Source organism: Nocardia sp. NPDC057227 (genome assembly GCF_042669725.1).
Classification (GTDB): domain Bacteria; phylum Actinomycetota; class Actinomycetes; order Mycobacteriales; family Mycobacteriaceae; genus Nocardia; species Nocardia asteroides_A.
On record NZ_JBHUXA010000031.1, the window covers coordinates 17,808 to 43,055 of the forward strand.

25 protein-coding genes and 2 tRNA genes are annotated in these 25,248 nt (G+C 71.2%); 11 read left to right on the forward strand and 16 right to left on the reverse strand.

The window, feature by feature from the left end:
* Nucleotides 1-202: 202 nt before the first annotated feature.
* The 5 genes from thrB to argS all read right to left on the reverse strand — a co-directional run bounded on the left by thrB (nt 203) and on the right by argS (nt 6,796).
* Nucleotides 203-1,132, reverse strand: coding sequence for a homoserine kinase (thrB, locus tag ACFUJ1_RS30110; RefSeq protein WP_378650754.1), 930 nt, complete (start codon nt 1,130-1,132; stop codon nt 203-205).
* Nucleotides 1,133-1,158: 26 nt separating this feature from the next.
* On the reverse strand, nt 1,159-2,253 hold the full coding sequence (gene thrC / locus ACFUJ1_RS30115; RefSeq protein ID WP_378650699.1) for a threonine synthase: 1,095 nt from the start codon (nt 2,251-2,253) through the stop codon (nt 1,159-1,161).
* A complete protein-coding gene (locus tag ACFUJ1_RS30120) occupies nt 2,250-3,599 on the reverse strand; it encodes a homoserine dehydrogenase (RefSeq protein ID WP_378650700.1) in 1,350 nt (449 codons plus the stop codon). The genes thrC and ACFUJ1_RS30120 overlap by 4 nt, the downstream gene beginning before the upstream one ends.
* Nucleotides 3,600-3,672: 73 nt before the next feature.
* A complete protein-coding gene (gene lysA / locus ACFUJ1_RS30125) occupies nt 3,673-5,091 on the reverse strand; it encodes a diaminopimelate decarboxylase (RefSeq protein ID WP_378650701.1) in 1,419 nt (472 codons plus the stop codon).
* Nucleotides 5,092-5,137: 46 nt separating this feature from the next.
* Entirely contained in the window at nt 5,138-6,796 is a 1,659-nt protein-coding gene (gene argS / locus ACFUJ1_RS30130; RefSeq protein WP_378650702.1) for an arginine--tRNA ligase, read from the reverse strand.
* A 94-nt stretch (nt 6,797-6,890) separates the two neighbouring features.
* Here argS and ACFUJ1_RS30135 point away from each other — a divergent pair, with 94 nt between their 5' ends.
* The 5 genes from ACFUJ1_RS30135 (at nt 6,891) to ACFUJ1_RS30155 (ending at nt 10,456) form a co-directional block, all read left to right on the forward strand.
* A complete protein-coding gene (locus ACFUJ1_RS30135; RefSeq protein ID WP_378650703.1) occupies nt 6,891-7,802 on the forward strand; it encodes a DUF3105 domain-containing protein in 912 nt (303 codons plus the stop codon).
* Between the two features lie 2 nt (nt 7,803-7,804).
* Nucleotides 7,805-8,500, forward strand: a complete 696-nt coding sequence (locus ACFUJ1_RS30140) for a DUF305 domain-containing protein (protein WP_378650755.1) — start codon at nt 7,805-7,807, stop codon at nt 8,498-8,500.
* 49 nt (nt 8,501-8,549) lie between these two features.
* A tRNA-Arg gene (locus ACFUJ1_RS30145) sits at nt 8,550-8,622 on the forward strand.
* Between the two features lie 503 nt (nt 8,623-9,125).
* Nucleotides 9,126-9,638, forward strand: coding sequence for a hypothetical protein (locus tag ACFUJ1_RS30150; RefSeq protein ID WP_378650704.1), 513 nt, complete (start codon nt 9,126-9,128; stop codon nt 9,636-9,638).
* A gap of 74 nt (nt 9,639-9,712) precedes the next feature.
* A complete protein-coding gene (locus tag ACFUJ1_RS30155; RefSeq protein WP_378650705.1) occupies nt 9,713-10,456 on the forward strand; it encodes a hypothetical protein in 744 nt (247 codons plus the stop codon).
* A gap of 9 nt (nt 10,457-10,465) precedes the next feature.
* Here the strand turns inward: ACFUJ1_RS30155 and ACFUJ1_RS30160 are convergent, their stop codons facing one another.
* Both ACFUJ1_RS30160 and ACFUJ1_RS30165 read right to left on the reverse strand, forming a co-directional pair.
* The gene (locus tag ACFUJ1_RS30160) at nt 10,466-10,864 is read right to left on the reverse strand and encodes an Imm7 family immunity protein (RefSeq protein WP_378650706.1); all 399 of its coding nucleotides are present in this window, start codon (nt 10,862-10,864) and stop codon (nt 10,466-10,468) included.
* Between the two features lie 22 nt (nt 10,865-10,886).
* Nucleotides 10,887-10,961 (reverse strand) — tRNA-Cys (locus tag ACFUJ1_RS30165).
* A gap of 90 nt (nt 10,962-11,051) precedes the next feature.
* Between ACFUJ1_RS30165 and ACFUJ1_RS30170 the strand changes: the two genes are divergently transcribed.
* Together ACFUJ1_RS30170 and ACFUJ1_RS30175 are read left to right on the forward strand one after the other, a co-directional pair.
* Nucleotides 11,052-11,618, forward strand: a complete 567-nt coding sequence (locus ACFUJ1_RS30170) for a MarR family winged helix-turn-helix transcriptional regulator (RefSeq protein ID WP_378650707.1) — start codon at nt 11,052-11,054, stop codon at nt 11,616-11,618.
* Between the two features lie 70 nt (nt 11,619-11,688).
* Nucleotides 11,689-12,780 (forward strand): Hsp70 family protein, encoded by a 1,092-nt coding sequence (locus tag ACFUJ1_RS30175; protein WP_378650708.1) that lies wholly within the window; start codon nt 11,689-11,691, stop codon nt 12,778-12,780.
* Between the two features lie 212 nt (nt 12,781-12,992).
* Here the strand turns inward: ACFUJ1_RS30175 and ACFUJ1_RS30180 are convergent, their stop codons facing one another.
* From ACFUJ1_RS30180 to ACFUJ1_RS30215, 8 genes are all read right to left on the reverse strand, one after another.
* On the reverse strand, nt 12,993-13,784 hold the full coding sequence (locus ACFUJ1_RS30180; protein ID WP_378650709.1) for an enoyl-CoA hydratase: 792 nt from the start codon (nt 13,782-13,784) through the stop codon (nt 12,993-12,995).
* Nucleotides 13,781-14,674, reverse strand: a complete 894-nt coding sequence (gene mmsB / locus ACFUJ1_RS30185; protein ID WP_378650710.1) for a 3-hydroxyisobutyrate dehydrogenase — start codon at nt 14,672-14,674, stop codon at nt 13,781-13,783. Before mmsB ends, ACFUJ1_RS30180 begins: the two co-directional genes overlap by 4 nt.
* Nucleotides 14,671-15,762 carry an enoyl-CoA hydratase/isomerase family protein gene (locus ACFUJ1_RS30190; RefSeq protein ID WP_378650711.1) on the reverse strand — a complete coding sequence of 364 codons (1,092 nt, stop codon included), beginning with the start codon at nt 15,760-15,762 and terminating at the stop codon, nt 14,671-14,673. Before ACFUJ1_RS30190 ends, mmsB begins: the two co-directional genes overlap by 4 nt.
* 37 nt (nt 15,763-15,799) lie before the next feature.
* A complete protein-coding gene (locus tag ACFUJ1_RS30195; protein WP_378614583.1) occupies nt 15,800-16,939 on the reverse strand; it encodes an acyl-CoA dehydrogenase family protein in 1,140 nt (379 codons plus the stop codon).
* A gap of 2 nt (nt 16,940-16,941) precedes the next feature.
* Nucleotides 16,942-18,441, reverse strand: coding sequence for a CoA-acylating methylmalonate-semialdehyde dehydrogenase (locus tag ACFUJ1_RS30200; protein WP_378650712.1), 1,500 nt, complete (start codon nt 18,439-18,441; stop codon nt 16,942-16,944).
* Between the two features lie 94 nt (nt 18,442-18,535).
* Entirely contained in the window at nt 18,536-19,390 is an 855-nt protein-coding gene (locus ACFUJ1_RS30205; RefSeq protein ID WP_378650713.1) for an alpha/beta hydrolase fold domain-containing protein, read from the reverse strand.
* Nucleotides 19,391-19,484: 94 nt separating this feature from the next.
* Nucleotides 19,485-19,664 carry a hypothetical protein gene (locus tag ACFUJ1_RS30210; RefSeq protein ID WP_233016256.1) on the reverse strand — a complete coding sequence of 60 codons (180 nt, stop codon included), beginning with the start codon at nt 19,662-19,664 and terminating at the stop codon, nt 19,485-19,487.
* A 114-nt stretch (nt 19,665-19,778) separates the two neighbouring features.
* Entirely contained in the window at nt 19,779-20,177 is a 399-nt protein-coding gene (locus ACFUJ1_RS30215; RefSeq protein WP_378650714.1) for a Dabb family protein, read from the reverse strand.
* An 87-nt stretch (nt 20,178-20,264) separates the two neighbouring features.
* Between ACFUJ1_RS30215 and ACFUJ1_RS30220 the strand changes: the two genes are divergently transcribed.
* Both ACFUJ1_RS30220 and ACFUJ1_RS30225 read left to right on the forward strand, forming a co-directional pair.
* Nucleotides 20,265-20,915 carry a TetR/AcrR family transcriptional regulator gene (locus ACFUJ1_RS30220; protein ID WP_378650715.1) on the forward strand — a complete coding sequence of 217 codons (651 nt, stop codon included), beginning with the start codon at nt 20,265-20,267 and terminating at the stop codon, nt 20,913-20,915.
* A 34-nt stretch (nt 20,916-20,949) separates the two neighbouring features.
* A complete protein-coding gene (locus ACFUJ1_RS30225; protein WP_378650716.1) occupies nt 20,950-22,038 on the forward strand; it encodes an amidohydrolase family protein in 1,089 nt (362 codons plus the stop codon).
* A 3-nt stretch (nt 22,039-22,041) separates the two neighbouring features.
* Here the strand turns inward: ACFUJ1_RS30225 and ACFUJ1_RS30230 are convergent, their stop codons facing one another.
* Entirely contained in the window at nt 22,042-22,674 is a 633-nt protein-coding gene (locus tag ACFUJ1_RS30230; protein ID WP_378650717.1) for a TetR/AcrR family transcriptional regulator, read from the reverse strand.
* A 103-nt stretch (nt 22,675-22,777) separates the two neighbouring features.
* On the opposite strand from ACFUJ1_RS30230, the gene ACFUJ1_RS30235 reads away from it, so the two are divergent.
* Nucleotides 22,778-23,614, forward strand: a complete 837-nt coding sequence (locus tag ACFUJ1_RS30235; RefSeq protein WP_378650718.1) for an SDR family NAD(P)-dependent oxidoreductase — start codon at nt 22,778-22,780, stop codon at nt 23,612-23,614.
* Nucleotides 23,611-25,098: a flavin-containing monooxygenase gene (locus ACFUJ1_RS30240; protein WP_378650719.1), complete on the forward strand. Its 1,488-nt coding sequence runs from the start codon at nt 23,611-23,613 to the stop codon at nt 25,096-25,098. The genes ACFUJ1_RS30235 and ACFUJ1_RS30240 overlap by 4 nt, the downstream gene beginning before the upstream one ends.
* Nucleotides 25,099-25,248: the final 150 nt, after the last annotated feature.

Below are 25,248 nucleotides of genomic sequence, written 5' to 3' on the forward strand. Positions count from 1 at the left end.
CACCAGGGGCGCCACCGATGGTGAAAGGTGGGAGAGATCATTCCAGTTGCAGCGGCTGCGCAGCACCTCCATGGAGTGGAGGTTCGAGGCCGGAGCCCGCTGGAGCGATTGCCCTGATGAAGCACCGGCGTCTGATGCGCACGATGTACGGACGTCACCAGGATAGCTGGCCGGTGTGAAACTCGGCAAGACGGACTCGCCGTCAGCCGGCCAGCACTCCATCGGCGACCCCCGGCTCCAGCACCCGGAGCCCGTCGGCGGCCGCCTGCTCGCGGAGGTCGTCGGGGAAACCGCTGGTCGTGAGGGCGAGTACGGTCGGGCCCGCCCCGGAGACGGTGGCCGCGATCCCGGCCGCCCGCAACCGCGCGATCCAGGCCGTGGTGAGCGGGAGCGCGGGCGCCCGCTGCCCCTGGTGCAGCCGGTCCGCGGTGGCGGGCAGCAGCAGGTCGGGGCGCTCGGTGAGCGCGACGACGGCGAGCGCCGCCCGGCTCACGTTGAAGGCAGCGTCGCCGTGCGGCACCGTCTCCGGCAGCAGCCCGCGGGTGTGCGCGGTGGAGGAGCGCTCCTGCGGGATCAGCACCACCGGGCGCAGCGTCGCGTGCGGCTCCAGCCGGACGGCCCGGTACGAGCGCACCTCCCCCGGCTGCGCCGATTCCGTCCAGGAGACCACGATGCCGCCGAGCACGCTGGCCGCGGCGTTGTCCGGGTGGCCCTCGAACTCCGAGGCCAGCTGCACCAGCCGGTCCGGCTGCACCGCCAGCGCCGGGTCGAACCGAGCCGCCAGCGCGCAGCCGGCCGCCAGCCCGCCGACCACGGCGGAGGCCGACGAGCCGAGCCCGCGGGAGTGCGGAATGGCATTGCGGCACACCACGTCGAGGCCGTCCGCCCAGACCCCGGCCGCCTCCAGCCCACGCTCGATCGCGCGGACGACGAGATGCGAAGGGCCCCACGGCACGTCGTCGGCGCCCTCGCCCTCGACCCGGATACTCAGGCCGGTAGCCGTTGTGCGCACCTCGATCTCGTCGTAGATGCCGAGCGCCATGCCGAGCGAGTCGAAGCCGGGGCCGAGGTTGGCGGTGGAGGCAGGCACGCGGGCGGTCGCCGTGAGCTCGGCAGGCAGCGTCCTCGTCAGCACCTGGCTGTCGCGCGGGGTCACCGTCAGGCCAGCTCGAGTTCGGCCGCGACCCGGATCGGGTCGACCGCGATCGCCTGCACCTCCGGCATGCCGGACAGCGCGGTGTCCGGGTCCTTGAGGCCGTTGCCGGTGACCGTGCAGACCACGGTGAGCCCCGGCTCCAGCCAGCCCTCGGCGCGCGCCGCGAGCAGCCCGGCCACGCTGGCCGCCGACGCCGGCTCGACGAAGACGCCCTCGCGCGCCGCCACCAGCCGGTACGCCGCCAGGATCTCGTCGTCGGTGGCCGCCCGGAAGGCGCCGCCGGACTGCTCCTTGGCCTCAACCGCGCTGTTCCAGGAGGCGGGGGCGCCGATCCGGATGGCGGTGGCGATGGTCTCCGGATCCTTCACCGGCGCGCCGTTGACCAGCGGCGCCGCGCCCGCGGCCTGCACGCCGAGCATGCGCGGCAGCCCGGCGGTGACGCCGTCGGCGTAGTACTCCCGGTACCCGCGCCAGTAGGCGGTGATATTGCCCGCGTTGCCGACCGGGAGCGCGTGCACGTCGGGGGCGCGGCCGAGCACGTCGCAGATCTCGAAGGCGGCGGTCTTCTGCCCCTCGATCCGCGCCGGGTTCACTGAGTTCACCAGCCCGACCTCGGGGAAGTCGGAGGTCACCTTGCGGGCCAGCTCCAGGCAGTCGTCGAAGTTGCCCTGCACCTGGATGATCTTCGCGCCGAGCATGACGGCCTGGGCCAGCTTGCCCATGGCGATCTTGCCCTGCGGGATCAGCACCGCGCAGCTCAGCCCGGCCCTGCTCGCGTAGGCCGCGGCCGAGGCGGAGGTGTTGCCGGTGGAGGCGCAGAGCACCGCCCGCTGCCCGCGGTACTTGGCATCGGTCATGGCCATGGTCATGCCGCGGTCCTTGAACGAGCCGGTCGGGTTGGCGCCCTCGACCTTCAGGTACACCTCGCACCCGGTGAGCTCGGAGAGGTGCGGAGCGGGCACCAGCGGGGTGCCGCCCTCCAGCAGCGTGACCGGCTCCCAGTCGGCCGCACCGGCGAGCCGGTCGCGGTAGGCCGCGATCAGGCCGGGCCAGCGGGAGTGCACCCCTGCCTGCGGTGCGACGCCAGTCGTACTCATTCCTCGGTGCCTTCCAATCTCAGGACGCTGGTGACCGATGTGACGGAATCCATCTCCGCCAGTGCGGCGACGGTGTCCGCCAGCGCCGACTCCAGCGCGTGGTGGGTGACGACCACCAGGCGCGCAAGCTCGCCGTGCCCGCCCTGACGGACCGTCGAGATGCTCACCCCGTGTGCGGCGAATTCGCCCGCGACCTTCTCCAGCACCCCCGGCCGGTCTTCGACCTGCAGGTTCACGTGGTATCGGGTGGGTGTGTCGCCGATCGGCGCGATCGGTAGCTCAGCATAAACCGATTCGCCGGGCGCGCGACCGCCGTAGAACTTGTTCCTGGCCGCCATGACGAGGTCGCCGAGCACGGCGGAGGCGGTCGGCGCGCCGCCCGCACCCTGGCCGTAGAACATCAGCCGCCCCGCGGCCTCGGCCTCGACGACCACCGCGTTGAAGGCGCCGCTCACGGTGGCCAGCGGGTGCTTGCGCGGGATGAGCGCCGGGTACACCCGCACCGACACCCGCTCCTTGCCGCCGTCCGCGGGCGCGGGCTCACCGGGAGCCTCCGGCACCCGCTCGCAGATGGCGAGCAGTTTGACGGTGCAGTTGACCGCGGACGCCGTCTCCAGGTCCTCGGACGTGATCTTGGCGATCCCCTCGCGGTACACGTCCGCGGCGGTGACCCTGGTGTGGAAGGCGAGCGTGGCCAGGATGGCGGCCTTGGCGGCGGCGTCGTACCCCTCGACGTCCGCGGTGGGATCGGCCTCGGCGTAGCCGAGCCTGGTCGCCTCGGCGAGCGTCGCCGAGTAGTCGGCGCCGGTCTCGTCCATGGCGGAGAGGATGAAGTTGGTGGTGCCGTTCACGATGCCGACCACGCGGTTCACCCGGTCGCCCGCGAGCGACTGGATGAGCGGGCGCACCACCGGGATGGCGCCCGCCACCGCCGCCTCGAAGTACAGGTCGGCGCGGCTGCGCTCGGCCGCCGCGGCGAGCTCGCCGGTGTAGTCGGCGAGCAGCGCCTTGTTCGCGGTGACCACCGACTTGCCCGCGTTCAGCGCGGCCAGGATGAGCCGGCGCGGCGGGTCGATGCCGCCGATCACCTCGACCACCACGTCGACGTCGTCCCGCGCGACCAGCGCGTCGGGGTCGGTGGTGAGCAGCTCCGCGGGGATCCCGCGATCCTTGATGCTGCGCACCGCGACGCCGCGCAGCACCACCGGCGCGCCGACCCTGGCGCGCAGGTCGTCGGCGTGGTCGCGCAGGATGCGCACCACCTCGGTGCCGACATTGCCCATGCCGAGCACGGCCACCCCGATCGGCCGATCGGGCCCCCACCCGGCCTGCGGTACTCCGGTCATGGTTCCACCTCCGTATCGATGCGCCGGGCACCCCGCGCCTGGACTGTGGCGCGGGGCGCGCGGACGCGCGTCATCAGACCTCCAGCGAGAGCAGGTCCGCGATCGTCTCGCGGCGCAGCACGAGCCGCGCCTCCCCGTCGCGAACGGCGACGACGGCGGGCCTGGTCAGCTGGTTGTAGCGGCTGGACATCGAGTAGCAGTAGGCGCCGGTGGCGGCGACGGCCACCAGGTCGCCCGGGCCCGCGTCGGCAGGCATCCAGGTATCGCGGATCACGATATCGCCGCTCTCGCAGTGCTTTCCGACCACCCGGGCGACCACCGCGGGCGCGTCGGACGAGCGCGAGACCAGCCTGCAGTCGTAATCGGCCTGGTAGAGCGCGGGGCGGATATTGTCGCTCATGCCGCCGTCGACGCTCACGTAGCGCCTGCGCTGCCCGCCCTCCAGCGAGACGTCCTTGATCGTGCCGACCTCGTAGAGCGTGACGGTACCGGGCCCGGCGATGGCGCGGCCCGGCTCGACCGCGATGGTCGGCACCGCGAGCCCGGCGCGGGCAGCCTCGGCCACCACCAGCTCGCGCAGCTTGGCCGCGAACTCGTCCAGCGGCGGCGGGTTGTCCGTCGGCAGGTAGGAGATGCCGAGGCCGCCGCCGAGGTCGAGCGTCGCGATCCGCGCGGTGCGCTCGGCGCCGAACTTGTCCACGGCGTCCCTGAGCAGCCCGAGCATCCGCCGCGCGGCGATCTCGAAGCCGTCGATCTCGAAGATCTGCGAGCCGATGTGGCTGTGCAGCCCGACCAGCCGCAGGTTGTCCGCCTCGAAGACCCTGGCCAGCGCCTCCATGGCGTCGCCGCCCGCGATCGAGAAGCCGAACTTCTGGTCCTCGTGCGCGGTCGAGATGTACTCGTGCGTGTGCGCCTCGACGCCGACGGTGACCCGGACCAGCACGTCCTGCACGGTGCCCGCCCGGCCGGCGACCGTCTCCAGCCGCTCGATCTCGATCAGCGAGTCGACCACGACGTGCCCGACCCCGGCGGCCACCGCCGACTCCAGCTCCGCGACCGACTTGTTGTTGCCGTGCAGCGCGATCCGGTGCGCGGGGAAGCCTGCGTTCAGCGCGACGGCGAGCTCGCCGCCGGAGCAGACGTCGAGCGAGAGCCCCTCGTCCCGGATCCAGCGCGCGATCTCACCGCAGAGGAAGGCCTTCGAGGCGTAGTGCACCCTGGCGTCCGGGCCGAAGGCGCGCACCATGTCGCGGCAGCGGGAGCGGAAGTCGTCCTCGTCCACCACGAAGAGCGGGGTGCCGAACTCGCTCGCCAGCTCGTCCACCCTGACCCCGGCCAGGGTGACGACACCGTCCGCGCCGCGCTCGGCGTTGCGCGGCCAGACGTGCGCGGGCAGGTCGATCATGACGCTCGGGTCGGCCGGGCGCTGCGGCAGGTTCGGCGAGTTCGGGATCTCGGAGGCGTGCCGGGGTCCGGCGGGATGGGCGCTCATCGTGCTTCCTTCCAGGCCGCGCGGTGCGCGCCGTCGACGGGGGTGGTCACATCCGCTCCGGGGCGGTGACGCCGAGCAGCCCGAGGCCGTTGGCGAGCACCTGCCGCGTCGCGTTCACCAGGACCAGGCGGGCGGCGTTGGTCGGCGAGACCGGCTCGTCGCCGAGCGGGAGCACCCGCAGGTTCTTGTTGGTCTGGAACCGGTGGTAGGCGCCTGCCAGCTCCTCCAGGTAGCGGGCGACGCGGTGCGGCTCGCGCAGCCCGGCCGCGGTGCCGAGCACCCGCGGGTACTCGCCGAGGGTGCGGATCAGCTCACCCTCCTCGTCGGCGGCGAGCAGCGCGAGATCGGGGGTCACCTCGGCGAAGCCGAACTCCGCCGCGTTGCGCCCGATCGAGGCGGTGCGGGCGTGTGCGTACTGCACGTAGTACACCGGGTTCTCGGCGCTCTGGCTGGTCCACAGGTTCAGGTCGATGTCGATGCTCGAGTTCACCGAGCTGCGCACCAGCGAGTACCTGGCGGCGTCGACGCCGATCGCCTCGACCAGGTCGTCCAGGGTGACGACGGTGCCCGCGCGCTTGCTCATCTTCACGGCCTGGCCGTCGCGGACCAGGTTCACCATCTGGCCGATCAGCACCTCGACGGTGGCCGGGTCGTCGCCGAACGCCGCCGCGGCCGCCTTGAGCCTGCCGATGTAGCCGTGGTGGTCCGCGCCGAGCATGTAGATGCACAGGTCGAAGCCGCGGGCCCGCTTGTCCTGGAAGTAGGCGATGTCACCGGCGATGTAGGCGGAGTTGCCGTCGCTCTTGATGACGACGCGGTCCTGGTCGTCGCCGTAGGCGGAGCTGGCGATCCACCAGGCGCCGTCCTTCTCGTACAGGTCGCCGGAGTCCTTGAGCGTGTTCACCGCGCGCTCCACCGCGCCGGAGGCGAAGAGCGAGGACTCGTTGAAGTAGACGTCGAAGTCGGTGCCGAAGTCGTGCAGGGCCTGCCTGATCTGCGCGAACATCAGCTCGACGCCCTCGCGCCTGAACAGCTCAAGCCGCTCCTGCTCGGGCAGCTCGGCCGCGCCGGGGTGCGCGGTGGTGATCTGCGCGGCGATCTCGCCGATGTAGGCGCCGGCGTAGCCGTTCTCCGGCGTCGGGGCGCCGGTGGCGGCGGCGACCAGGGACTGCGCGAAGCGGTCGATCTGCGCGCCGTTGTCGTTGAAGTAGTACTCGCGGGTGACGTCGGCGCCCTGCGCGGCCAGGATCCGGCCCAGCGCGTCGCCGACCGCGGCCCAGCGGGTGCCGCCGAGATGGACCGGGCCGGTCGGGTTCGCGGAGACGAACTCCAGGTTGATCCTGGTGCCGGCGAGGGCCTGCGCGGTGCCGTAGCCGGTGCCCGCGGCGAGCACCTGCTCGAGGATCGCACCCTGCGCCGAAGCGGCCAGCCGGATGTTCAGGAAGCCCGGCCCGGCGACCTCGGCCGAGGCCACGCCGTCGGTCGCGGAAAGCGCCTCGGCCAGCCACGATGCCAGGTCGCGCGGGGCCACCCCCGCGGGCTTCCCGACGCGCATCGCCAGATTCGTGGCATAGTCGCCGTGTTCGGGATTACGGGGACGCTCCACGGTGACCTCGTCGGGCAGCACAGCGGGATCGAGCCCGCGTTCGACGAGCACCTTCGCCGCGGTACCGCGAAGGAGATCTGCAAGGTCAGCTGGAGTCACGAGTCTCTATCCTATGGTCTCGGCGGGTGTGCACCGCAGGTGGGCACCGCCCGGCCACGCCCATTCCGTCACGTCGAAAGAAGCACAGCGAGCGATGCCGAGTAGTAACGCCCCGAGGTCGTCCGGTGCCTCCAAGTCGGCGAAAGCCGTCCGCGCCGCCGGGAAGGTCGCACCGTCCGGTAAGGGTGGTGACCGCAGAGGCGGCGGTGGACCCGGCGGCCTGCAGAAGCGGCAGATCCCCTGGATGACGATCGGCGCGGCCGCGGTCATTGTCGCACTCGTCGGCGCACTCGCCTACAACCTGGTCCCCAAGTACCAGGAGCAGGCCGAGCTCGACCGATTCACCCCCAGCGCCGAGCGGCAGGACCCGTCCGACCAGATCGACGGCGTCGTCAAGCAGGAGTACCCCGCCGGGCTGCACATCGGCCCCACCCAGCGCGTCGCCTACGACAAGACGCCCGCCTTCGGCGGCCCGCACGACTCGTCCTGGGCCACCTGCACCGGCGTCGTCTACGACAAGGCGCTGCGCACCGAGAACGCGGTGCACTCGCTGGAGCACGGCGCGGTCTGGATCGCCTACAACCCCGACAAGGTGGACAGCGACGGCATCGAGACCCTCGCTGCCAAGGTCGAGGGCAAGCCGTACACGCTGATGTCGCCCTTCCCCGGCCTCGACTCCGCGGTCTCGCTGCAGTCCTGGGGCCACCAGCTCAAGCTGGACAGCGCCGACGACAAGCGGGTCGGCCAGTTCATCACCGCGCTGCGGCTGAACAACTACACCTACCCCGAGGTCGGCGCCGACTGCTCCACCATCGCCTTCGACACCGACAACCCGCCGCCCTTCGACGCCACCCCGCCCGGGCCGGACGCGGTGCCCATGGACGGCGCCGGGCTGACCCCGGACCAGGGTGAGCTCGGCGGCGGGCTGCCCGGTGGCATCCCCGGGCTGCCCGGTATGCCGGGCAACGAGTTCCCCGTGCCGGGTACGCCCGGCGTGCCGCAGTGAGCGTGGAAACCGACACACCTCAGGACTCGCTGGCGGGCCAGTTCCGCCGCCAGCGCACCGCGCTGCTGGTGTTCGGCGTGCTCGGCGCGATGCTCATCGGCTTCGCGCTGGGCGCGCTGGCCCGGCTCCCCCTCGACGGCCCCCGCCAGCCCGACCCCGGCCCGGTCGACGTCGGCTTCCTCCAGGACATGTCGGCGCACCACGCGCAGGCGGTGGAGATGGCGGGCGTCCTGCTCGTCCGCAGCACCGACACCGACGTGCGCCGGCTCGCCTACGACATCCTCACCACCCAGCAGAACCAGGTCGGTCGCATGCAGGGCTGGCTGCAGCTCTGGGGTGAACCCGCCCAGAGCACCGACGGCCATATGGCCTGGATGACCGCTACGGAAGGCGGCCACGCGCACGGCGGCTCGTCCTCTCCCGTTTCCCCGGTGCAGGTGATGCCCGGCATGGCCTCGCAGGAAGAACTCGCCAGCCTGCGCCAAGCCATGGGCCCCGGCCTCGACACCCTCTTCCTGCAGCTCATGCTCCGGCACCACCAAGGCGGGCTGGAAATGATCCGCTACGCCGCCGACCACGCCGAGACCACACCCGTCCGCAGCCTGGCAGGCACCATGGTGCAGACCCAGGAGGGCGAATCCCAGCTCATGAGCGGCATGCTCGCCGCCCGCGGCGCGAAACCCCTGCCCCTCAACTGACGTTTTGGTGCGCTGGCGAGCCATGCGTTACGCTTCATCCCGCTATCCCGCCCTCGTAGCTCAGGGGATAGAGCGTCTGCCTCCGGAGCAGAAGGCCGCAGGTTCGATTCCTGCCGAGGGCACAAGCCGAAGGCCCCGATCGTTCATGATCGGGGCCTTTGGCATGTCACCGGTCCGCCACTTCACGCAGGACCGACTCGTGCCGATGGACACGATCGCATCGTTGCATCGGTAGTTCGCGGCGCCACCGGGTGATCAGTTCGAACCGCCGCAGCAGGTCGGTCGGGACCGCCACCACCTCACACCGTAAATCCTTGCGAACTCTTGCGTTTCGTCTTCCAACGTAAATCTTCGATTGATTCGTCTAGCGATTTTACTTGAAATCGTCTACTCAATAGACTTACGCTGTGATCAGCGAGCAGCCGGTTCGGCTCGTCCTGAAGGAGCTCGCCGGCTCGGGATGGCGCTTCGAACGAGAAGGGAAAGGGAGTCACTCGGTGTGGAAGTGTCGGAGCGGTGCGCCCGGCGTCACCATCCCGACCGGGCACGGAGTGGTGCGGCCAGGGGTGGTGCGAGCGATACGGAAGGCCGTCGACGGTTGTCGCTGTGAGCGCGAGGAGGAGCCGTGAAGTACGAAGCGCACGTCACTGGGCGAGAAGGCCGCTGGTGGGCGGTGGAGATTCCGGAACTGGGCGAGAACGCGCAGACGCAGGCGCGGCGGCTGGCCGAGGTGGAAGGCGAGGCGCGGGACTACATCTCGGTGACGCTCGATGTGGTGCCTTCCTCGGTCCACGTCCAGGTGATCGTCGACGACTTCGCGCAGGTGTACGACGTCCAGGAGCGTTCTGCCTGGATTCGCGCGGCGCGCAGACTCATCGAGCAATTGGAGACCGATGTGCAGCGTGAGACGCGGGCGCTCACGACTGAGCTCACAGCCGAGGGAGTGCCGCTGCGCGAGATCGCCTACCTGGTCGGTACCACGTTCCAGCGGGTGGGGCAGCTCGCGACCGAGGAGGCGGCCGGGGCGACCCGGTCGGCATGGGCGATATCGGAGCGGAATCCGGAGGTGTTCGAGCGCGCACGGGAGGCTTTTCTGGCGGTGACACGGGTCGCCGAACCGGCGCCCCGCCGCGCCTGATGGGCGGCCCGCGGTGGCAGGCGGAACGGGTGGGGCTGCCGTAGGCTGCGGGGACAGCCGGGTTGGAGGACGCTATGAGCTATCCGCCGTATGGGTCGCAGCCGGATCCGAATCAGGGGTGGGGTGCTCAGCCGCCCGGCGGGGGGTACGGGCAGCAGCCGGGGTACGACCCGGGCTTCGGGCAGGGGCAGCCTGGTTACGGCCAGAACCCCGGGTACCAGCAGCCCGGCTATCCCGGTGCTTCGCAGCCCGGTTATGGACCGCCGCCCGGGAACGCGCAGCCTGGTTACGGCCAGCAGTGGGGGCAGCCGAACTACGGGCAGCAGCCGGGGTACCCACCTCCGGGCCAGGGGCAGCCTCGGCCACGGAAGAGCCGGACCGGGCTGATCATCGGCCTGATAGTCCTGTTTCTCGTCATCGCGGGCGGCATCACCGCGGGCATCGTGCTCACCGCACAGGGGAAAACGCCGCTCGCCTCGGACGAGAAGAAGATCGAGGTGGCGATCCGGGATTTCTACGAGACCCTCGGCGAGGACGGGTTCGCGGCGGCCGCTGCGACGGCGTGCGCGGGCGATCGGGACGAGTTCGAGGCGCTGAGCGAGGAGCAGAAGCGGGAGTTCGACCAGACGCAGGTCTCGGTGGTGATCAACGAGATCACGAACATCGTCATCACCGGCGATCGGGCGACCGCGACCATCACCGGGCGGATGACGCTGACCCTGCCCGGCGAGGACCCGGACACCGATACCGACACCGAGGAGCACGTGAAGAAGGAAGACGGCACCTGGAAGGTCTGCTCGGCGGACGACCAGGCCTGAGGCGACCGATCAGGTGGCCGGATACGGGTCCTCCAGCATGGGGATCACCGGCGACAGCAGCTCGTCGGTGCCGACCGTGACCGCTCCCCGGACCATCCGGTACACCCGGAAGACCCCCGCGTACTCCGGGTCTTCGTCGTCGTGGACGTACAGCAGCCCATAGGAACCGGGTGCGAGTTCACCGATCCGCCGGAAGAGCCCGACCAGCGCGGGCCCCCAGGTACCGGAGCGATTCGGCTGCCCGCCCAGGTGCAGGTAGTAGCCCACGTTCATGGGCCGCAGATCCATCAGCGCGTATCCGGCGAACTCGGCCACCGAAGCCTCGATCTCCCGCAGCCGGAGCGGCGGCTCGTCGTCCACCGCCGCGGCCGTCGACCGCAGGGAAATCCATCCGTGATACTCGAACACGGGAAAACCCTATGTCCGAGCATGGAGCGAGCGGCGGGAATCGAACCCGCGTAGACGGCTTTGCAGACCGTCGCCTCAACCACTCAGCCACGCCCGCGTGACAGGAGTAGATCCTGCGCGATCACCGGATCCGGGAACACGGTTGCACTCAGGGTGATTCGAAGGGAGCGCCGATATGATCACTCCCATGTCCCGCCCACGCCCGCTGCCGCAGGATCCGATCGCGGAGGCGCACCGCCAGTGGTCGGCGCACGGCTGGGGCGAGGTCGCGGACGGGATGGCGGCGGTGACGTCGCTGGTCAGGGCGCAGCAGATCGTGATGGCGCGGGTGGACGAGGCACTCAAACCGAGTGGCCTCACGTTCTCCAGGTACGAGCTGCTGCAGCTGCTGAGCTTCAGCCGCACGGGGGCCGTGCCGATGGCAAAGGCGAGCGAGCGGTTGCAGGTGCATCCGACCAGCGTCACCAATACCGTCGACCGGCTGGAGGCGGCGGGGCTGGTGCTGCGGGTGCCGCATCCGAGCGATCGCAGGGCCATCCTGATCGAGATCACCGAGGCGGGGCGGGCGCTGGTCGCGGCGGCCACCGAGGCGCTGAACAGCAATGTCTTCGCGCTGCCCGGGCTGGCGCCGGACCGGCTGCAGACGCTGCTCGAACTGCTCGCGGAGTTCCGCCGGGCGGCCGGTGACTTCGACGCGGGGGAAGACCCGGCGCACTGGGCTCCGGCCCGCGATCGGGTTCGCAGCCCGGACTGACGCCCGCGCTGAGCGAACCTTTACCGGCCCGAGCTTGGCACCGTGCCGGAAAGGGTCCACCATGAACGGCATGGTGCTGGTGCTGGGGGTATCGGCGGGTGCCGGCGGCGCCCGCGCGGTACTGACGCATTCGGATCAGCCGCACCTGCCGCCGATCGATCGCTGCCACGTTCCCGGCACGCCGGACAATGTCGATGCCGCCGTTTTCGAGGCGGTGCGGTTGATGCGCGCGGCGGCGAGCGCGCGCGACGAGTTGATCACCGGGACCGCTGTCACCTGTCGCTGCGCGCCGCACGCCGACACCGTGCGCGCGGCGGCGGGGATCGAGCGGGTCACCATCGTGGACGAGCCGCTGGCGCAGCTGCGCTACCTGCGCTTCTCCGGGCAGGTGAGCGACGACGCGCCGGTGCTGCTCTACGACCTGGGCAGCTCGGGGCTCACCCTCACGCACGCCGACACGGGCACCGAGACGGTGCTGGAGAGCCTGCACAGCGCCGCGGTGAGCGGTGACCGCTACGACACGCTGCTCCGGCAGCGGCTCGCGCAGGACGGCGTGCAGCCCGAGGAGGACGCCGTCCGGCAGCATCGGGAGGCGCTGAGCCGGGCCAGGGTGATCACCGCCAGCGACCCGGACACCGGCGGGCGGGCCGTCATCACCCGCAGCGACCTTGCCGAGCTCTGCTCGCAGAGCGTGCGGCGCTCGGCGACGCTGGTGCGCAGGCTGGTGGACGACGCCGAGGAGCCGCCGTACGCGCTGGTGCTGCTCGGCGGTTGTGCCCGCAATCCGGAGATGCGGGCGGAGCTGGCGGGGCTCGTCGATCTGCCGCTGATCTACGACCCGGAGCCGGAGTACGTCTCGGCGCGCGGGGCGGTGCTGGTCGCGGCCGGGCATCGGGGCGGTGAGGTGCGGATGCGGCGCCGCCGGGTCGGGGCGGCGCTGGCCGCGTTGCCCGCCAAGGCGGCGGCTGCAAGGGAGGCGGCCAGGCAGGTCGGGCACGAGCACCGCGGCGACCGGCGCGCGGTACTTGCCGCCGCCGGGGTCACCGCAGTACTCGGCGCCACCGTCGCGGGGCTGCTCATCTTCGACCGGGACGACCCCGCCCCGGCCGCGCCGCCCGCCACCGTCGAGGTGGCAGACCTCCCCACCACCACCCCCGGCTGATCGCGCTCGCCCCGGCCCCGACACAGGGCTATGGGCCGCTCGCCCCGCCCTCGCACCGGGCTGGATGTCGCTCGCGCTGCCTGGCACCGTCCGGCAACCCCGCTCGTCCGGCCGCAACACCTGGCTCGAACCCCGCCAGGCGCGGGCCACGGCACCGCGAAAAGCGACGTGCCCCGGTCCGAACCCGGACCGGGGCACGCGAAGCGAAAAGCTCAGCGGTTCACGAACTTCGGCTTCCGCTTCTCGGCGAAGGCACTCATGCCCTCTTTCTGATCCTCCAGCGCGAACAGCGAATGGAACACCCGCCGCTCGAAGCGCAGCCCCTCGGCCAGCGTCGTCTCGAACGACCGATTCACCGACTCCTTGGCGATCATGGCGACCGGCAGCGACATGGACGCGATCGTCTGCGCAGCCTCCAGCGCGGTATCGAGCAACTCGGCAGCCGGAACAACCCGGGCGACCAGCCCGGCCCGCTCGGCCTCCTCGGCACCCATATTGCGCCCGGTGAGCACCAGATCCATCGCCTTGGCCTTACCGATGGCCCTGGTCAACCGCTGCGACCCGCCGATGCCGGGGATGACGCCGAGCTTGATCTCCGGCTGCCCGAACTTGGCGGTGTCGGCGGCGAGCAGGATGTCGCAGATCATGGCGAGCTCGCAGCCGCCACCGAGCGCGTACCCGGCGACCGCGGCGATGGTCGGCTTGCGGAACTGCGCGAGCCGCTCCCACTTGGCGAAGTAGTCGTCCAGGAACATGTCCATGTACGACTTGGGCTGCATCTCCTTGATGTCGGCACCCGCCGCGAAGGCCTTCTCCGACCCGGTGATCACGATGGCGCCGACCTCGTCGTCGCGCTCCAGCTCGTCCAGCGCGGCGAGGATGTCGTCCAGCACCTGCGCGTTCAGCGCGTTCAGCGCCTTGGGCCGATTCAGCGTGATCCAGCCGACGACACCGGTCTCCGCGGTGCCCTTGCGCTCCAGCAGGATCGTCTCGAAATCGGTCACTCGGAGGCCTCCTGGTTCGAGCGGTCACGGATATCGGTGACGATAGCCGAGAAGTCCCGCGCCGCATCGGTCTGGTTGAAGCGGGTGTAGATCTCCGCGGCCAGGGCCCCGAGCTGCCCGTCGACCCCGTTGGCCTGCAGCGCGTTCGCGGCCAGGCCGAGATCCTTGGTCATGAGCGCGGTGGCGAAGCCGGGCTTGTAGTCGTTGTTCGCGGGGCTGGTCGGCACCGGGCCCGGCACCGGACAGTAGGTGGTGAGCGACCAGCTCTGGCCGGACGCGGTGGAGACCACGTCGTAGAAGGACTGGTGGCTCAGCCCCAGCTTCTCGCCGAGGACGAGCGCCTCGGAGAGCGCGACCATGGAGACCCCGAGCAGCATGTTGTTGCAGATCTTGGCGGCCTGGCCGACGCCCGCGCCGCCGCAGTGCACCACTTTGCCGCCCATGACCTCGAGGACCGGGAGCCCGGCCGCGAAGTCGGCCTCCGCGCCGCCGACCATGAAGGTCAGCGTGCCCGCTGCGGCGCCGGCGACGCCACCGGAGACCGGGGCGTCCAGCGCTCGGTGCCCGGCCGCCACCGCGCGCTCGGCCGCGGTCTTGGCGTCCGCGACGTCGATGGTGGAGCAGTCGATGAAGAGAGTGTCCGGCTCGGCGGCGGGCAGGATGTCGCCGTAGACGTCGAGCACCAGCTTGCCGTTGGGCAGCATGGTGATCACCACCTCGCGCCCGGCCACCGCCTCGACGGCGGTCGGCACCACGGTGGCGCCGTCGGTGCGGGCCTGCTCCTGGGCGGCGGGCACCGGATCGAAGGCGAGCACGTCGTGCCCTGCCTTCACCAGGTTGGCGGCCATCGGCGCACCCATGTGGCCGAGACCGAGGAATCCGATCTTCACTGTTCGTCCTCCGATGTGGTGAGCCCGAGCTCCCGATCGCCGAGCTCGGCGAAGTACTCCCCCACCAGCCCGTCGGTGACCTCGGCCAGGGTGGCGGGCTGCCATTGCGGGTTGCGGTCCTTGTCGACGACCTGCGCCCGGATGCCCTCGACCAGGTCGTGCGAGGCGAGCGAGGCGATGGAGACGCGGTACTCCTCGTTCAGCACCGCCTCCAGGGTGGAGAGCTCGCGCGCGTGCCGCAGGGAGCGCAGCGTGACCTTGAGCGCCACTGGCGACTTGCCGAGGATGTCCGCCGCGGCGGCCTTCGCCTCCGGCGCATCGTTCGACTCCAGCCGGGCGACGATCTCCTCGACGGTGTCCGCGCTGTAGGCGGCGTCGATCCAGGAGCGCTGTCCGGCCAGCGCCGATTCCGGTGCCGCCGCCGCGTGCTTGGCGATGGCGTCGTCGGCGCTCTCGGTGCGCAGGGTGTCCAGCAGGGCCGGGATCTGCTCCGATGGCACGTAGTAGTCGGCGAAGCCGGTGGCGATGGCGTCGCCCGCGGTCATCCGGGCGGTGGTGAGCGCGACGTGCGCGCCGATCTCACCGGGTGCGCGGCTGAGCAGATACGTGCCGCCGACGTCGGGGATGAAGCCGATCCCGACCTCGGGCATGCCGATCTTGGAGCGCTCGGTGACGATGCGGTGGCTGCCGTGGCCGGAGAGCCCGACGCCGCCGCCCATCACGATGCCGTCCATGACCACGACGTACGGCTTGGGGTAGCGGCCGATCAGCGCGTTGAGGATGTACTCGTCGCGCCAGAACTTCCCGGTGGCCGAGTCCGCAGCCGCCGCGCCGGTGGCGCCGCCCAGCTCCCGCGCATCGCGGTGGATGGCGACGATGTCGCCGCCGGCGCAGAGCCCGCGCTCCCCCGCGCCGGTGACGACGACGGTGCGCACCGCGTCGTCGGTGGCCCAGGCCCGCAGCGCGTCCGTGATGGCGAGCGCCATCTCATGGTTCAGCGCGTTGATGGCCTTGGGCCGGTTCAGCGTGATCAGCCCGAGGCCGTCCCGCTGCTCGATCAGGACCTCCGGATCGGTCGTTCCGCTCATGCTCCGCCCTTCCCGGCACGAGCGGCCCAGCCTTCGCTCATGCCGCTCCTACCACCGCGCGGGCGACGACCACCCGCATGATCTCGTTGGTGCCCTCGAGAATCTGGTGCACGCGCAGGTCGCGCACGATCTTCTCGACTCCGTACTCGGCCAGGTAGCCGTAGCCACCGTGCAGCTGCAGCGCCTTGTTCGCAACCTCGAACCCGGCATCGGTGGCGAATCGCTTCGCCATCGCGCACAACTCCACCTTGTCGGGGGCGTCCGCGTCCAGTGCGGCCGCGGCCCGCCAGAGCAGGGTGCGGGCGGCCTCCAGGTCGGTGCGCATGTCGGCGAGGTCGAACTGCAGCGCCTGGTTCTTGAGCAGCGCCTTGCCGAATGCCTGGCGCTCGGCCAGGTAGGGCACGGTCTTGTCGAGCGCGGCCTGGGCCCCGCCGACCGAGCAGGCGGCGATATTGATCCGCCCGCCGTTCAGCCCGTTCATCGCGATCCGGAAGCCGTCGCCCTCGTTGCCGAGCAGATTGGCGGCGGGCACCCTGGCGTTGTCGAAGATGACCTGCCTGGTGGGCTGGGCGTTCCAGCCCATCTTCTTCTCGTTGGCGCCGAAGGAGATGCCTGGCGTGTCGCCCGGCACGATGAAGGCCGAGATGCCGCCCGCGCCGGGGGCGCCGGTGCGGGCCATCACCACGTAGACGTCGGTGGCGCCCGCGCCGGAGATGAACTGCTTGGCGCCGTTGAAGACGTAGTCGTCGCCGTCGCGCACGGCCTTGGTGCTCAGCGCCGCCGCGTCCGAGCCGACACCGGGCTCGGTCAGGGCATAGCTGGCCAGCAGCTGCATCGAGGTCAGCCCGGGCAGCCAGCGTTCGTGCTGCTCGGGGTTGCCGTAGCGGTCCACCATCCAGGTCGCCATGTTGTGGATGGAGATGTACGCGGCGATGGCGGGACAGCCGGTGGCGAGCTGCTCGAAGATCCGCACCGCGTCCAGCCTGCGCAGCCCCGAGCCGCCCACCTCCTCCCGCACGTAGATGCCGCCGAGCCCGAGCGGCCCGGCCTTGCGCAGGATGTCGACCGGGAAGTGCTTGCGCTCGTCCCAGTCCAGCGCGTTCGGCGCGAGGAATTCGTCGGCGAACTCGCGAGCCGTGTCCCGGATCGCGCGCTCGTCCTCGTCCAGGTCGAAGATCGTCATTCCATTGTCGGAATCACGAACGCGTTGCTCTCCTTGAGGCCGGAGGGCCAGCGCTGGGTGACGGTCTTGGTCTTGGTGTAGAAGCGGATCGAGTCCGGGCCGTGCTGGTTCAGGTCGCCGAAGCCGGAGCGCTTCCAGCCGCCGAAGGTGTAGTAGGCGATCGGCACCGGGATCGGCACGTTGATACCGACCATGCCGACCTGCACCCGGGAGGCGAAGTCGCGGGCGGTGTCGCCGTCGCGGGTGAAGATGGCGACGCCGTTGCCGTACTCGTGCTCGTTGGCGAGGCGCAGCCCCTCCTCGTAGTCCTTGGCGCGGACGACGGTGAGGACCGGGCCGAAGATCTCCTCCTTGTAGATGCGCATCTCGGAGGTCACCTTGTCGAAGAGCGTCGCGCCGACGAAGTAGCCGTCCTCGGCGCCGTCGACGACCAGCCCGCGGCCGTCGACCACCAGCTCGGCGCCCTCCTCGATGCCGATGTCGATGTACTTCTTCACCCGGTCGACGCCGTCCTTGCCGACCAGCGGCCCGTAGTCGGCGCCCGGATCGTCGGACCTGCCGACATTGAGCTTGTGCACCCGCTCGGTGAGCTTCTCCAGCAGGCGTTCCGCGGTCTCCTCGCCGACCGGCACCGCCACCGAGATGGCCATGCAGCGCTCGCCCGCGGAGCCGTAGCCCGCGCCGATCAGCTGATCGGCGACATCGTCGAGGTCGGCGTCGGGCAGGATGATCGCGTGGTTCTTGGCGCCGCCGAAGCACTGCGCGCGCTTGCCGTTGGCGGTCGCGGTCTCGTAGATGTACTGCGCGATCGGGGTGGAGCCGACGAAGCCGACCGCCTTGATCCGCGGGTCGTGCAGCAGTGTGTCGACGGCCGTCTTGTCGCCGTTGACCACGTTGAAGATGCCCGGCGGCAGCCCGGCCTCCAGGAACAGCTCGGCGAGGCGCAGCGGCACCGAGGGGTCGCGCTCGGAGGGCTTGAGCACGAAGGCGTTGCCGCAGGCGATCGCCGGGCCCGCCTTCCACAGCGGGATCATGGCCGGGAAGTTGAACGGCGTGATGCCGGCGACGACGCCGAGCGGCTGGCGCATGGAGTAGACGTCGATGCCGGTGCCCGCGCTGTCGGTGTACTCGCCCTTGAGCAGGTGCGGGATGCCGACGGCGAACTCGATCACCTCGAGGCCGCGCTGGATGTCGCCCTTGGCGTCCGGGATGGTCTTGCCGTGCTCGGAGCTGAGCAGCGCGGCCAGGCTCTCGATCTCGTCCTGCACCAGGGTGAGGAACTTCATCAGCACGCGCGCGCGGCGCTGCGGGTTGGTGGCCGCCCAGGCCGCCTGCGCCGCCTCTGCATTGGCGATGACCGCCTCGACCTCGGACTTGCTGGCCAGCGGAACCCTGGCCTGCACCTGCCCCAGGTTCGGATCGAAGACGTCGGCGAAGTTGCCGGAGGTACCGGCGACGTGCTGGCCTCCGACGAAGTGAGTGAGTTCGCGAACCATGTTCGTCCTGTTCTCTCGGGGAGTTCTACGGGCATCCTATAGTTGGACGTCCAAGTAATTACCGGTAGGTCACCGAATGTGACCCACGGCACGATTATCCTCCGATTCGGCCGAAGCTGGCGCCGATCTTGGTGAGCAAGGTGCGGCGGGCGGCGCGGGATTCCGGCGCGAACGGAAGCAGCGGGTAGTCGTGGATGGCGTCCGGCTCCTCGTGCAGCGTGACGGCCGGGGCGCGGTCGCGCAGCAGGCGGCAGTCGGCGAGCCCGATGTCGCGGCCGCCGATGTACAGGTCGATCGGCGGGAGCTGGGTCAGGTCGCCGAAGAGTGGGCTGACCAGCGGGTCGTCCGGGGCCAGGTCGCCGCGCCACACCTCGCCGCAGAGTTTCAGGCCGGCCGCGGAGAGCCACGGGTCGCGGCGTTCGAGGGCCGGGATCTCCGGGTTGGTGAGCGCGATGTCGAGCCAGGGGGCGACCAGGGTGAGGCCGGTGGGTGCGGCGTTCAGGGCGGCCGCGAGGGCGAGGCCCGCGCCCGCCGAATCGCCCGCCAAGTGGATCGGGCCCCCGAGTTCGGCGAGCAGCGTTGCGAGCAGGGCGTGCGCGTCGCGGGCGGTGTGCTGCGGGGCGAGGCCGTAGCGGGGGACGTGCACCGGGCGGCCGGTGGCGGTGGCGATATCGGCCACCAGGTCCCAGTGCTGGGTGGCGATGGCGCCGACGTAACCGCCGCCGTGCAGGTAGACGGTGCTGCCCGGACCTTTCACGGTTTCCGGCTCGACGGTGTGCACCGGGAAGCCATCGACCTCACGGGTGCTCAGCCGCTCCCGGAGCCGGGCCGGCGGTCGCGCCGGGCGCTTGGGTTCGGCGAGGTAGGCGCGGGCGTTGGCGGCGGTGGCGTAGCGGCGGTGCCGGGTGAGCCGGACCACGCCGGCCAGGAGGTGCATCTGCCAGGACATGCCCGCATTCTGCGGGATGGGGCACGGGTTCGGCATGCCCCGACCAGGGGGCAGGCACGGCTCGCCGCGCGGAGCCTTCCGCCGGCGGGCCGGCTCAGCCGAGTCCGCCGAGCGCCAGCCACTCCAGCCCGAACAGCGGCGCTCCGGCGAACTGCGGGCGCGGCTGCTCGGGCTCGGGGCGGAAGGCGAAGCGGGTGCCGCGCGGGTCGATCAGGCCGGCCGGGTCGGCCACGCCGAGGGCGGGAAGTTCGCCGGTGCGGGTTCGGGTCGGCACGGTGCACACCTCGCGGGGGTCCGGGGATCGCGGTCGTCGTTGCCATTGCAGCGATTTTGGGCGCGGAAGTCGCGGGTTGTGCTCGAGCCGAGCCGAAACCGGGCTCGACGCGGGTCAGTAGATACGCACCTCCGGAATGGTTCCCATCAGCGCGCCCCACTCCGGGTACTTCGCGATCTTGGCCGCGCTCAGCGCCTCGATCTTCGCCTGCAGCGCGGGATCCGGGTCGTCGCTGACGTCGGGGCCGACCGCGAGCCGGGCGAAGTGCGGCACGATCTCCGGATCGCCCGCCAGGTGCACGGGATCGTGCAGATACCGCTCCAGCGCGGCCAGATCCGCGATCCCGACGACGTAGCCGTGCGTATATCCGTCGGCATCGCCGAGACCTTGCCCGACCGTGCCGAACGAGACCGACTCCACCGAGGCGGTGCGGCGCATGAGCTCGAGCACCCGCTCCCGCTGCTCGTCGGTGGTCTCCGGCCGGAAGCTGAACCGCAGGGTGTGCACGATCATGGAAGTCCTCCTTTTTGAACCGATGAGTTCAATCTAGAGAACTACCCAGTCAGTCCACAAGGGTGGACACGAAAGTACGATGGCCGGATGACGGTGACCAGGGGGCGAATCGACAAGCGGCGGGCGATCCTCGACGCGGCCTTCTCGGTCTTCGCCCTCCGCGGCTACGACCAGGCCTGCGTGCAGGAGATCGCGAGCGCCGCCGGGGTCGCGAAACCGACGGTCTACAACCACCTCTCGGACAAGGCGACGCTCTTCCACAGCGCGCTCCGGGCCGCCGCCGAAGAGGTCACCGCGCTGTGTGCCGCGGCGGTGGAGCCGCTGCGCGACGCCGCCGACGTACCCGCCGCGCTGGCCGAGACGGCCGCGCTGCTGCTCGCCGCCTGCTCGGACGAGCGCTCCCGCGCGCTACGCAAACTGGCCCTCGCCGAGAGCACCGCCTTCCCCGACCTGCTCGACGAGATCCAGGAGGCCACCGCGCTGCGGCTGCGCGCCGCGCTGGCCGATCGGCTGGCCCGGCTCACGCTCGCCGGACGGCTGCGCACCCCGGACCCCGACATCGCCGCCGAGCAGCTCATCGCGCTGCTCACCGGGCCACTGGAATCCCGCTCCCGAATGGGAAGGCGGGAGGTGCCCGCGGCCGAGCTCGACACCATCGCGACGGCCGCCGTGCGCACGTTCCTGTCCGCGTTCGGCACACCAGGCGAAACAGCCCGGTCGGCGGCCGGGCCCGTGTGACAATCGCTCCGCACCGCGACGACAGGAGATCAGGATGCGGCTGGCCGGTACCGAGCTCGGCGATTTCCGCGTCCTGGACGCGCACATCCACCAGTGGGACCCGCTCGGCACCCCGCGCGACTTCAGCTCGCTGGCCAAGCTCTTCAAGTACCTGCCGGTGCCGATCGATCTCGCGGTGCGGGTGGCGAAGAAGCGGGATCGCGAGTTCGTCGGCGACCCGACCGCCTACACCAAGCCGTACCTGCCCGCCGACTACCGCGCCGACGCGGGCCCGCTCCCGGTGGCAGGCATCGTGCACATCGAGGTGGACTGGCACGCGAGCGCCCCGCTCGGCAAGGCGGACGAGACCCGCTGGGTGCAGAGCCTGCCGTTCGGCGTCGACACCCCGGCCCTGGCCGCGCTGATCGCCTCGGCCGACCCCGCCGCCCCCGCCTTCGCCGACCTGCTCGACGCGCACGGCTCGGCCTCGCCGGTGCTGCGCGGCATCCGCACCATGGTCGCCAACCACCCGGACCCCGACGTCCGCTCCTTCACCCCGGCCCCGGACGCGCTGGAGAACCCGGCCTTCCTCGACGGCTTCGCCGAGTTGGCGAAGCGCGGGCTGAGCTTCGAGGCGTGGGTCTACTCGCACCAGATCCCGCAGGTCACCGCGCTGGCGCAGCGGTACCCCGAGGTGCCGATCGTGCTGAACCATCTGGGCACCCCGGCGGGACTCTTCGGGAGACTCGGCAGCCGCACCGGCGCGGACGCCAACGCCCGCCGCGATCTGCTGCTGCGCTGGCGCGACGACACCGCCGCGCTCGCCGCGCACCCGAGCGTCGTGGCCAAGGTGAGCGGGCTCGGCATGCCGGTGCTCGGCCACCCGGTCCCGAAGCGCGGCACCACGACGCCGGTGGATGCGCTGGTGGACCGGTTCGGCCCGCTGCTCACGCACGCGCACAGCGTCTTCGGCGCGGAGCGGCTGATCTGGGGCTCCAACTTCCCGGTGGACAAGCCGATCACGACGATCCCGGGTAGCGCCGAGGCGGTCGCGCTGGTCCTTGCCGAATCCGGGTACGGCGCGGAGCAGCTGCGCGCGGTGTTCGGGACGAACGCGCGCCGGTTCTACCGGATCGAGGGCTGAGCCTCAGGGCACCGGGAGGAAGCGGGCGCCGAGCACCGCGCCCACCTGGTGGATGTGCTCGGCGATCCGGTCGGCGTCGATCTCGATGGTGCCGGTGCGCCAGGCGGTGAGCAGCTCGACGAAGCCGCCGATGCCGATCAGCGTGCTGATCCGGAAGTCGGTCTCGTCGACGCCGGGGCGCAGGTAGGGGCGGGAGAGCTCGATCATGAGGTCGGTGGCGTCGCCGATCATTCGCTTGCGGCGCTGCTCGAGCACGGCGCTGCCCGCGTGGTCGGCGAGCAGGATGCGGGCCCTGCTCTGGTCGTCGACTTGGAAGCCCACTGCGCGCCGCACCGCTTCGCGCAGGATCTCCAGCGGCGGCTGCTCCGCCGTCACCGCGCTCGCCAAGTGCGCGAAGACCTCGGCGCAGACGTCGTCCCAGGCCGCGCCGAGCAGCTCGTCGCGGTCGGCGAAGTGCTCGTAGAAATAGCGATCGTTCAGCCCGGTGCGGGTACAGACCTGACGCATGGTCACCGCGGCCCAGCCGCTCTCCGCCCACAGCGCGAGCGCCGCATCGATCAGCCGGCCACGCCGCTCGGCGCTGCGCTCGGCCGCCGTGCGGCCACCCCAGGTGCGCGCGGGAACAGGTACGGCCACGGTTGACAAAGTATCACCGGCCGCGTGTTATTGGTGGCAGGTGCGGACAATGGGGTCACCTGACACCAGTTTGGGCCCCTCCCACGACTCCCGAGGAGTGTGCATGCGGCTCAATCCCTTCGGCGGCCCCCGGCGGACCGCGAACGCCGACGCGGTGGTCACCGGTGCGGGCAGCGGCATCGGCCGGGCCTTCGCCGTCGAGATCGGCAGGCGCGGCGGGCGGGTGCTCGTCGCCGACATCGATCAGGAGCGCGCCGCGGAGACCGTCGACCTGGTCGTGCAGGCCGGCGGCAAGGCGCTGGAGACCCGGTGCGACGTGCGATCCGCCGACGAGGTGGCGTTGCTGGCCGGGATCGCCGACGAGTTCTTCGGCGGCCCCCCGACGCTGGTGATCAACAACGCCGGTATCGGCCAGGGCGGCCCGCTGATCGGCGAGGTGAGCCTGGCGGACTGGAAGCGCACCCTGGATGTGAACCTCTGGGGCGTGATCTACGGCTGCCACGTCTTCGCCCCTCGCCTGCGCGCGGCCGGGCGCGGCGCGATCGTCAACGTCGCCTCGGCGGCGGCCTTCGGCACGGCGCCCCGGATGTCGGCGTACAACGTCAGCAAGGCGGGGGTGCTCGCGCTGTCGGAGACGCTGGCGGCCGAGCTCTCCGGCAGCGGCGTGAGCGTCACGGTGCTCTGCCCGACCGCGGTCAAGACCAATATCCTCACCCCGGAGGCGCCGCTGGACGGCTTCGCCGAGAAGGTCGGCGGGCCGCTGCTGCGCTGGACCGGGCGGCCGCCGGAGTCGATCGCCACGACCACGCTGGACGCGGTCGACGGCGGCGAGCTGTACGTGGTGCCGCAGGTCGAGGCGAAGCTGGCCTGGTCGACCAAACGGCTCGCCCCGACCGCGTACACCCGCGCCGCCGGGCTGATGAACCGGCTGGTCCGATGAGCGCGGCCGACCACGAGATCATCGTGGTCGGCGCCGGCTTCTCCGGAATCGGCGCCGGAATCCAGCTGCGCCGGGCCGGGTTCGACGACTTCCTGATCGTCGACGAGGCGGACGGCGTCGGCGGCACCTGGCACTGGAACACCTACCCCGGTGTCGCGGTGGACATCCCGTCCTTCAGCTACCAGTTCTCCTTCGAGCAGCGGGACGAGTGGTCCCGGGTGTACGCGCCGGGCCGGGAGCTGAAGGCGTACGCCGAGTCCTGTGTCGACAAGTACGAGCTGCGCGGGCACATCCGCTTCGGCACCACCATCGAGCGGGCCGAGTTCGACGAGGGCGCGCACCGCTGGCGGCTGCACACCGGCGACGGCGCGGAGCTCACCGCCCGCTTCCTCGTCGGCGCCACCGGCGCGCTGACCAGGCCGAAGCCGCCGGAGATCCCCGGCATCGACGAGTTCGCCGGGATCACCATGCACACCGCGCGCTGGGATCACGAGCAGGAGCTGCGCGGCAAGCGGGTGGCGATCATCGGCACCGGGGCCTCGGCGGTGCAGATCATCCCGGCCGTGGCGCCGGAGGTGGAGCAGCTCACCGTCTTCCAGCGCACCCCGATCTGGTGCCTGCCCCGGCCGGACGCGCCGCTGCCAGGCCCGCTGCGGCTGGCGCTGAAACTGCCAGGCGGCAAACTGCTCACCCGGCTGGCCAGCCAGACCTACGTGGAGCTCACCTTCCCGGTGGCCGCGCACTACTACACCACGCTGCCCACCGCGGCGGCCGCGGAGCGGATCGGCCACGCGCACCTGCGCCGCTCGGTGCGCGACCCCGAGCTGCGTGCGAAGCTCACCCCGCGCTACGCGCTCGGCTGCAAGCGGCCCAGCTTCTCCAACAACTACCTGAGCACGTTCAACCGGGCGAACGTCGCGCTGGAGACCGACCCGATCGCCGCCGTCACGCCGACCGGGGTGCGGACCGCCTCCGGGGTCGAGCACGAGGTGGACGTGCTGATCCTGGCCACCGGGTTCCGGGTGATGGAGGCGGGCAGCATGCCGACCTTCGACCTGCGCGGGGTCGGCGGGCGCGACCTGGAGCAGTGGTGGGACGAGAACCGGCTGCAGGCGTACGAGGGCGTGAGCATCCCCGGCTTCCCCAACTTCTTCTGCGTGATCGGGCCGTACGGGTACAACGGCGCCTCGTACTTCACCCTGATCGAGAACCAGACGAAGCACATCCTGCGCTGCCTCGAGCACGCGCGGGAGCGCGGCGCCAGCCGGGTGGAGATCACCGAGGCGGCCAACGACAGGTACTTCCGGGAGATGCTCTCGCGCCGCGGCGGTCAGGTGTTCTGGCAGGAGAGCTGCGCGACGGCGAACAGCTACTACTTCGACAAACACGGCGACGTGCCGCTGCGGCCGTCGACCACGCTGGAGGCGGCGTGGCGGGCCGGGCACTTCGATCTGGGCGACTACCGGTTCGACGCCGCCGCCTGAGGCGGGTGTAGGGCAGTGGGCGGGCAGCGCCGCTACCTTCCGGCTGACCGTCGGCCGGATCACACTGGAGAACGGCACCCGACGCCGGGAAGTTCCGGCCCCCACTCGACACCCGATGGCCCCGCCCACGAGCCCCGGTGTGTCTTCGGC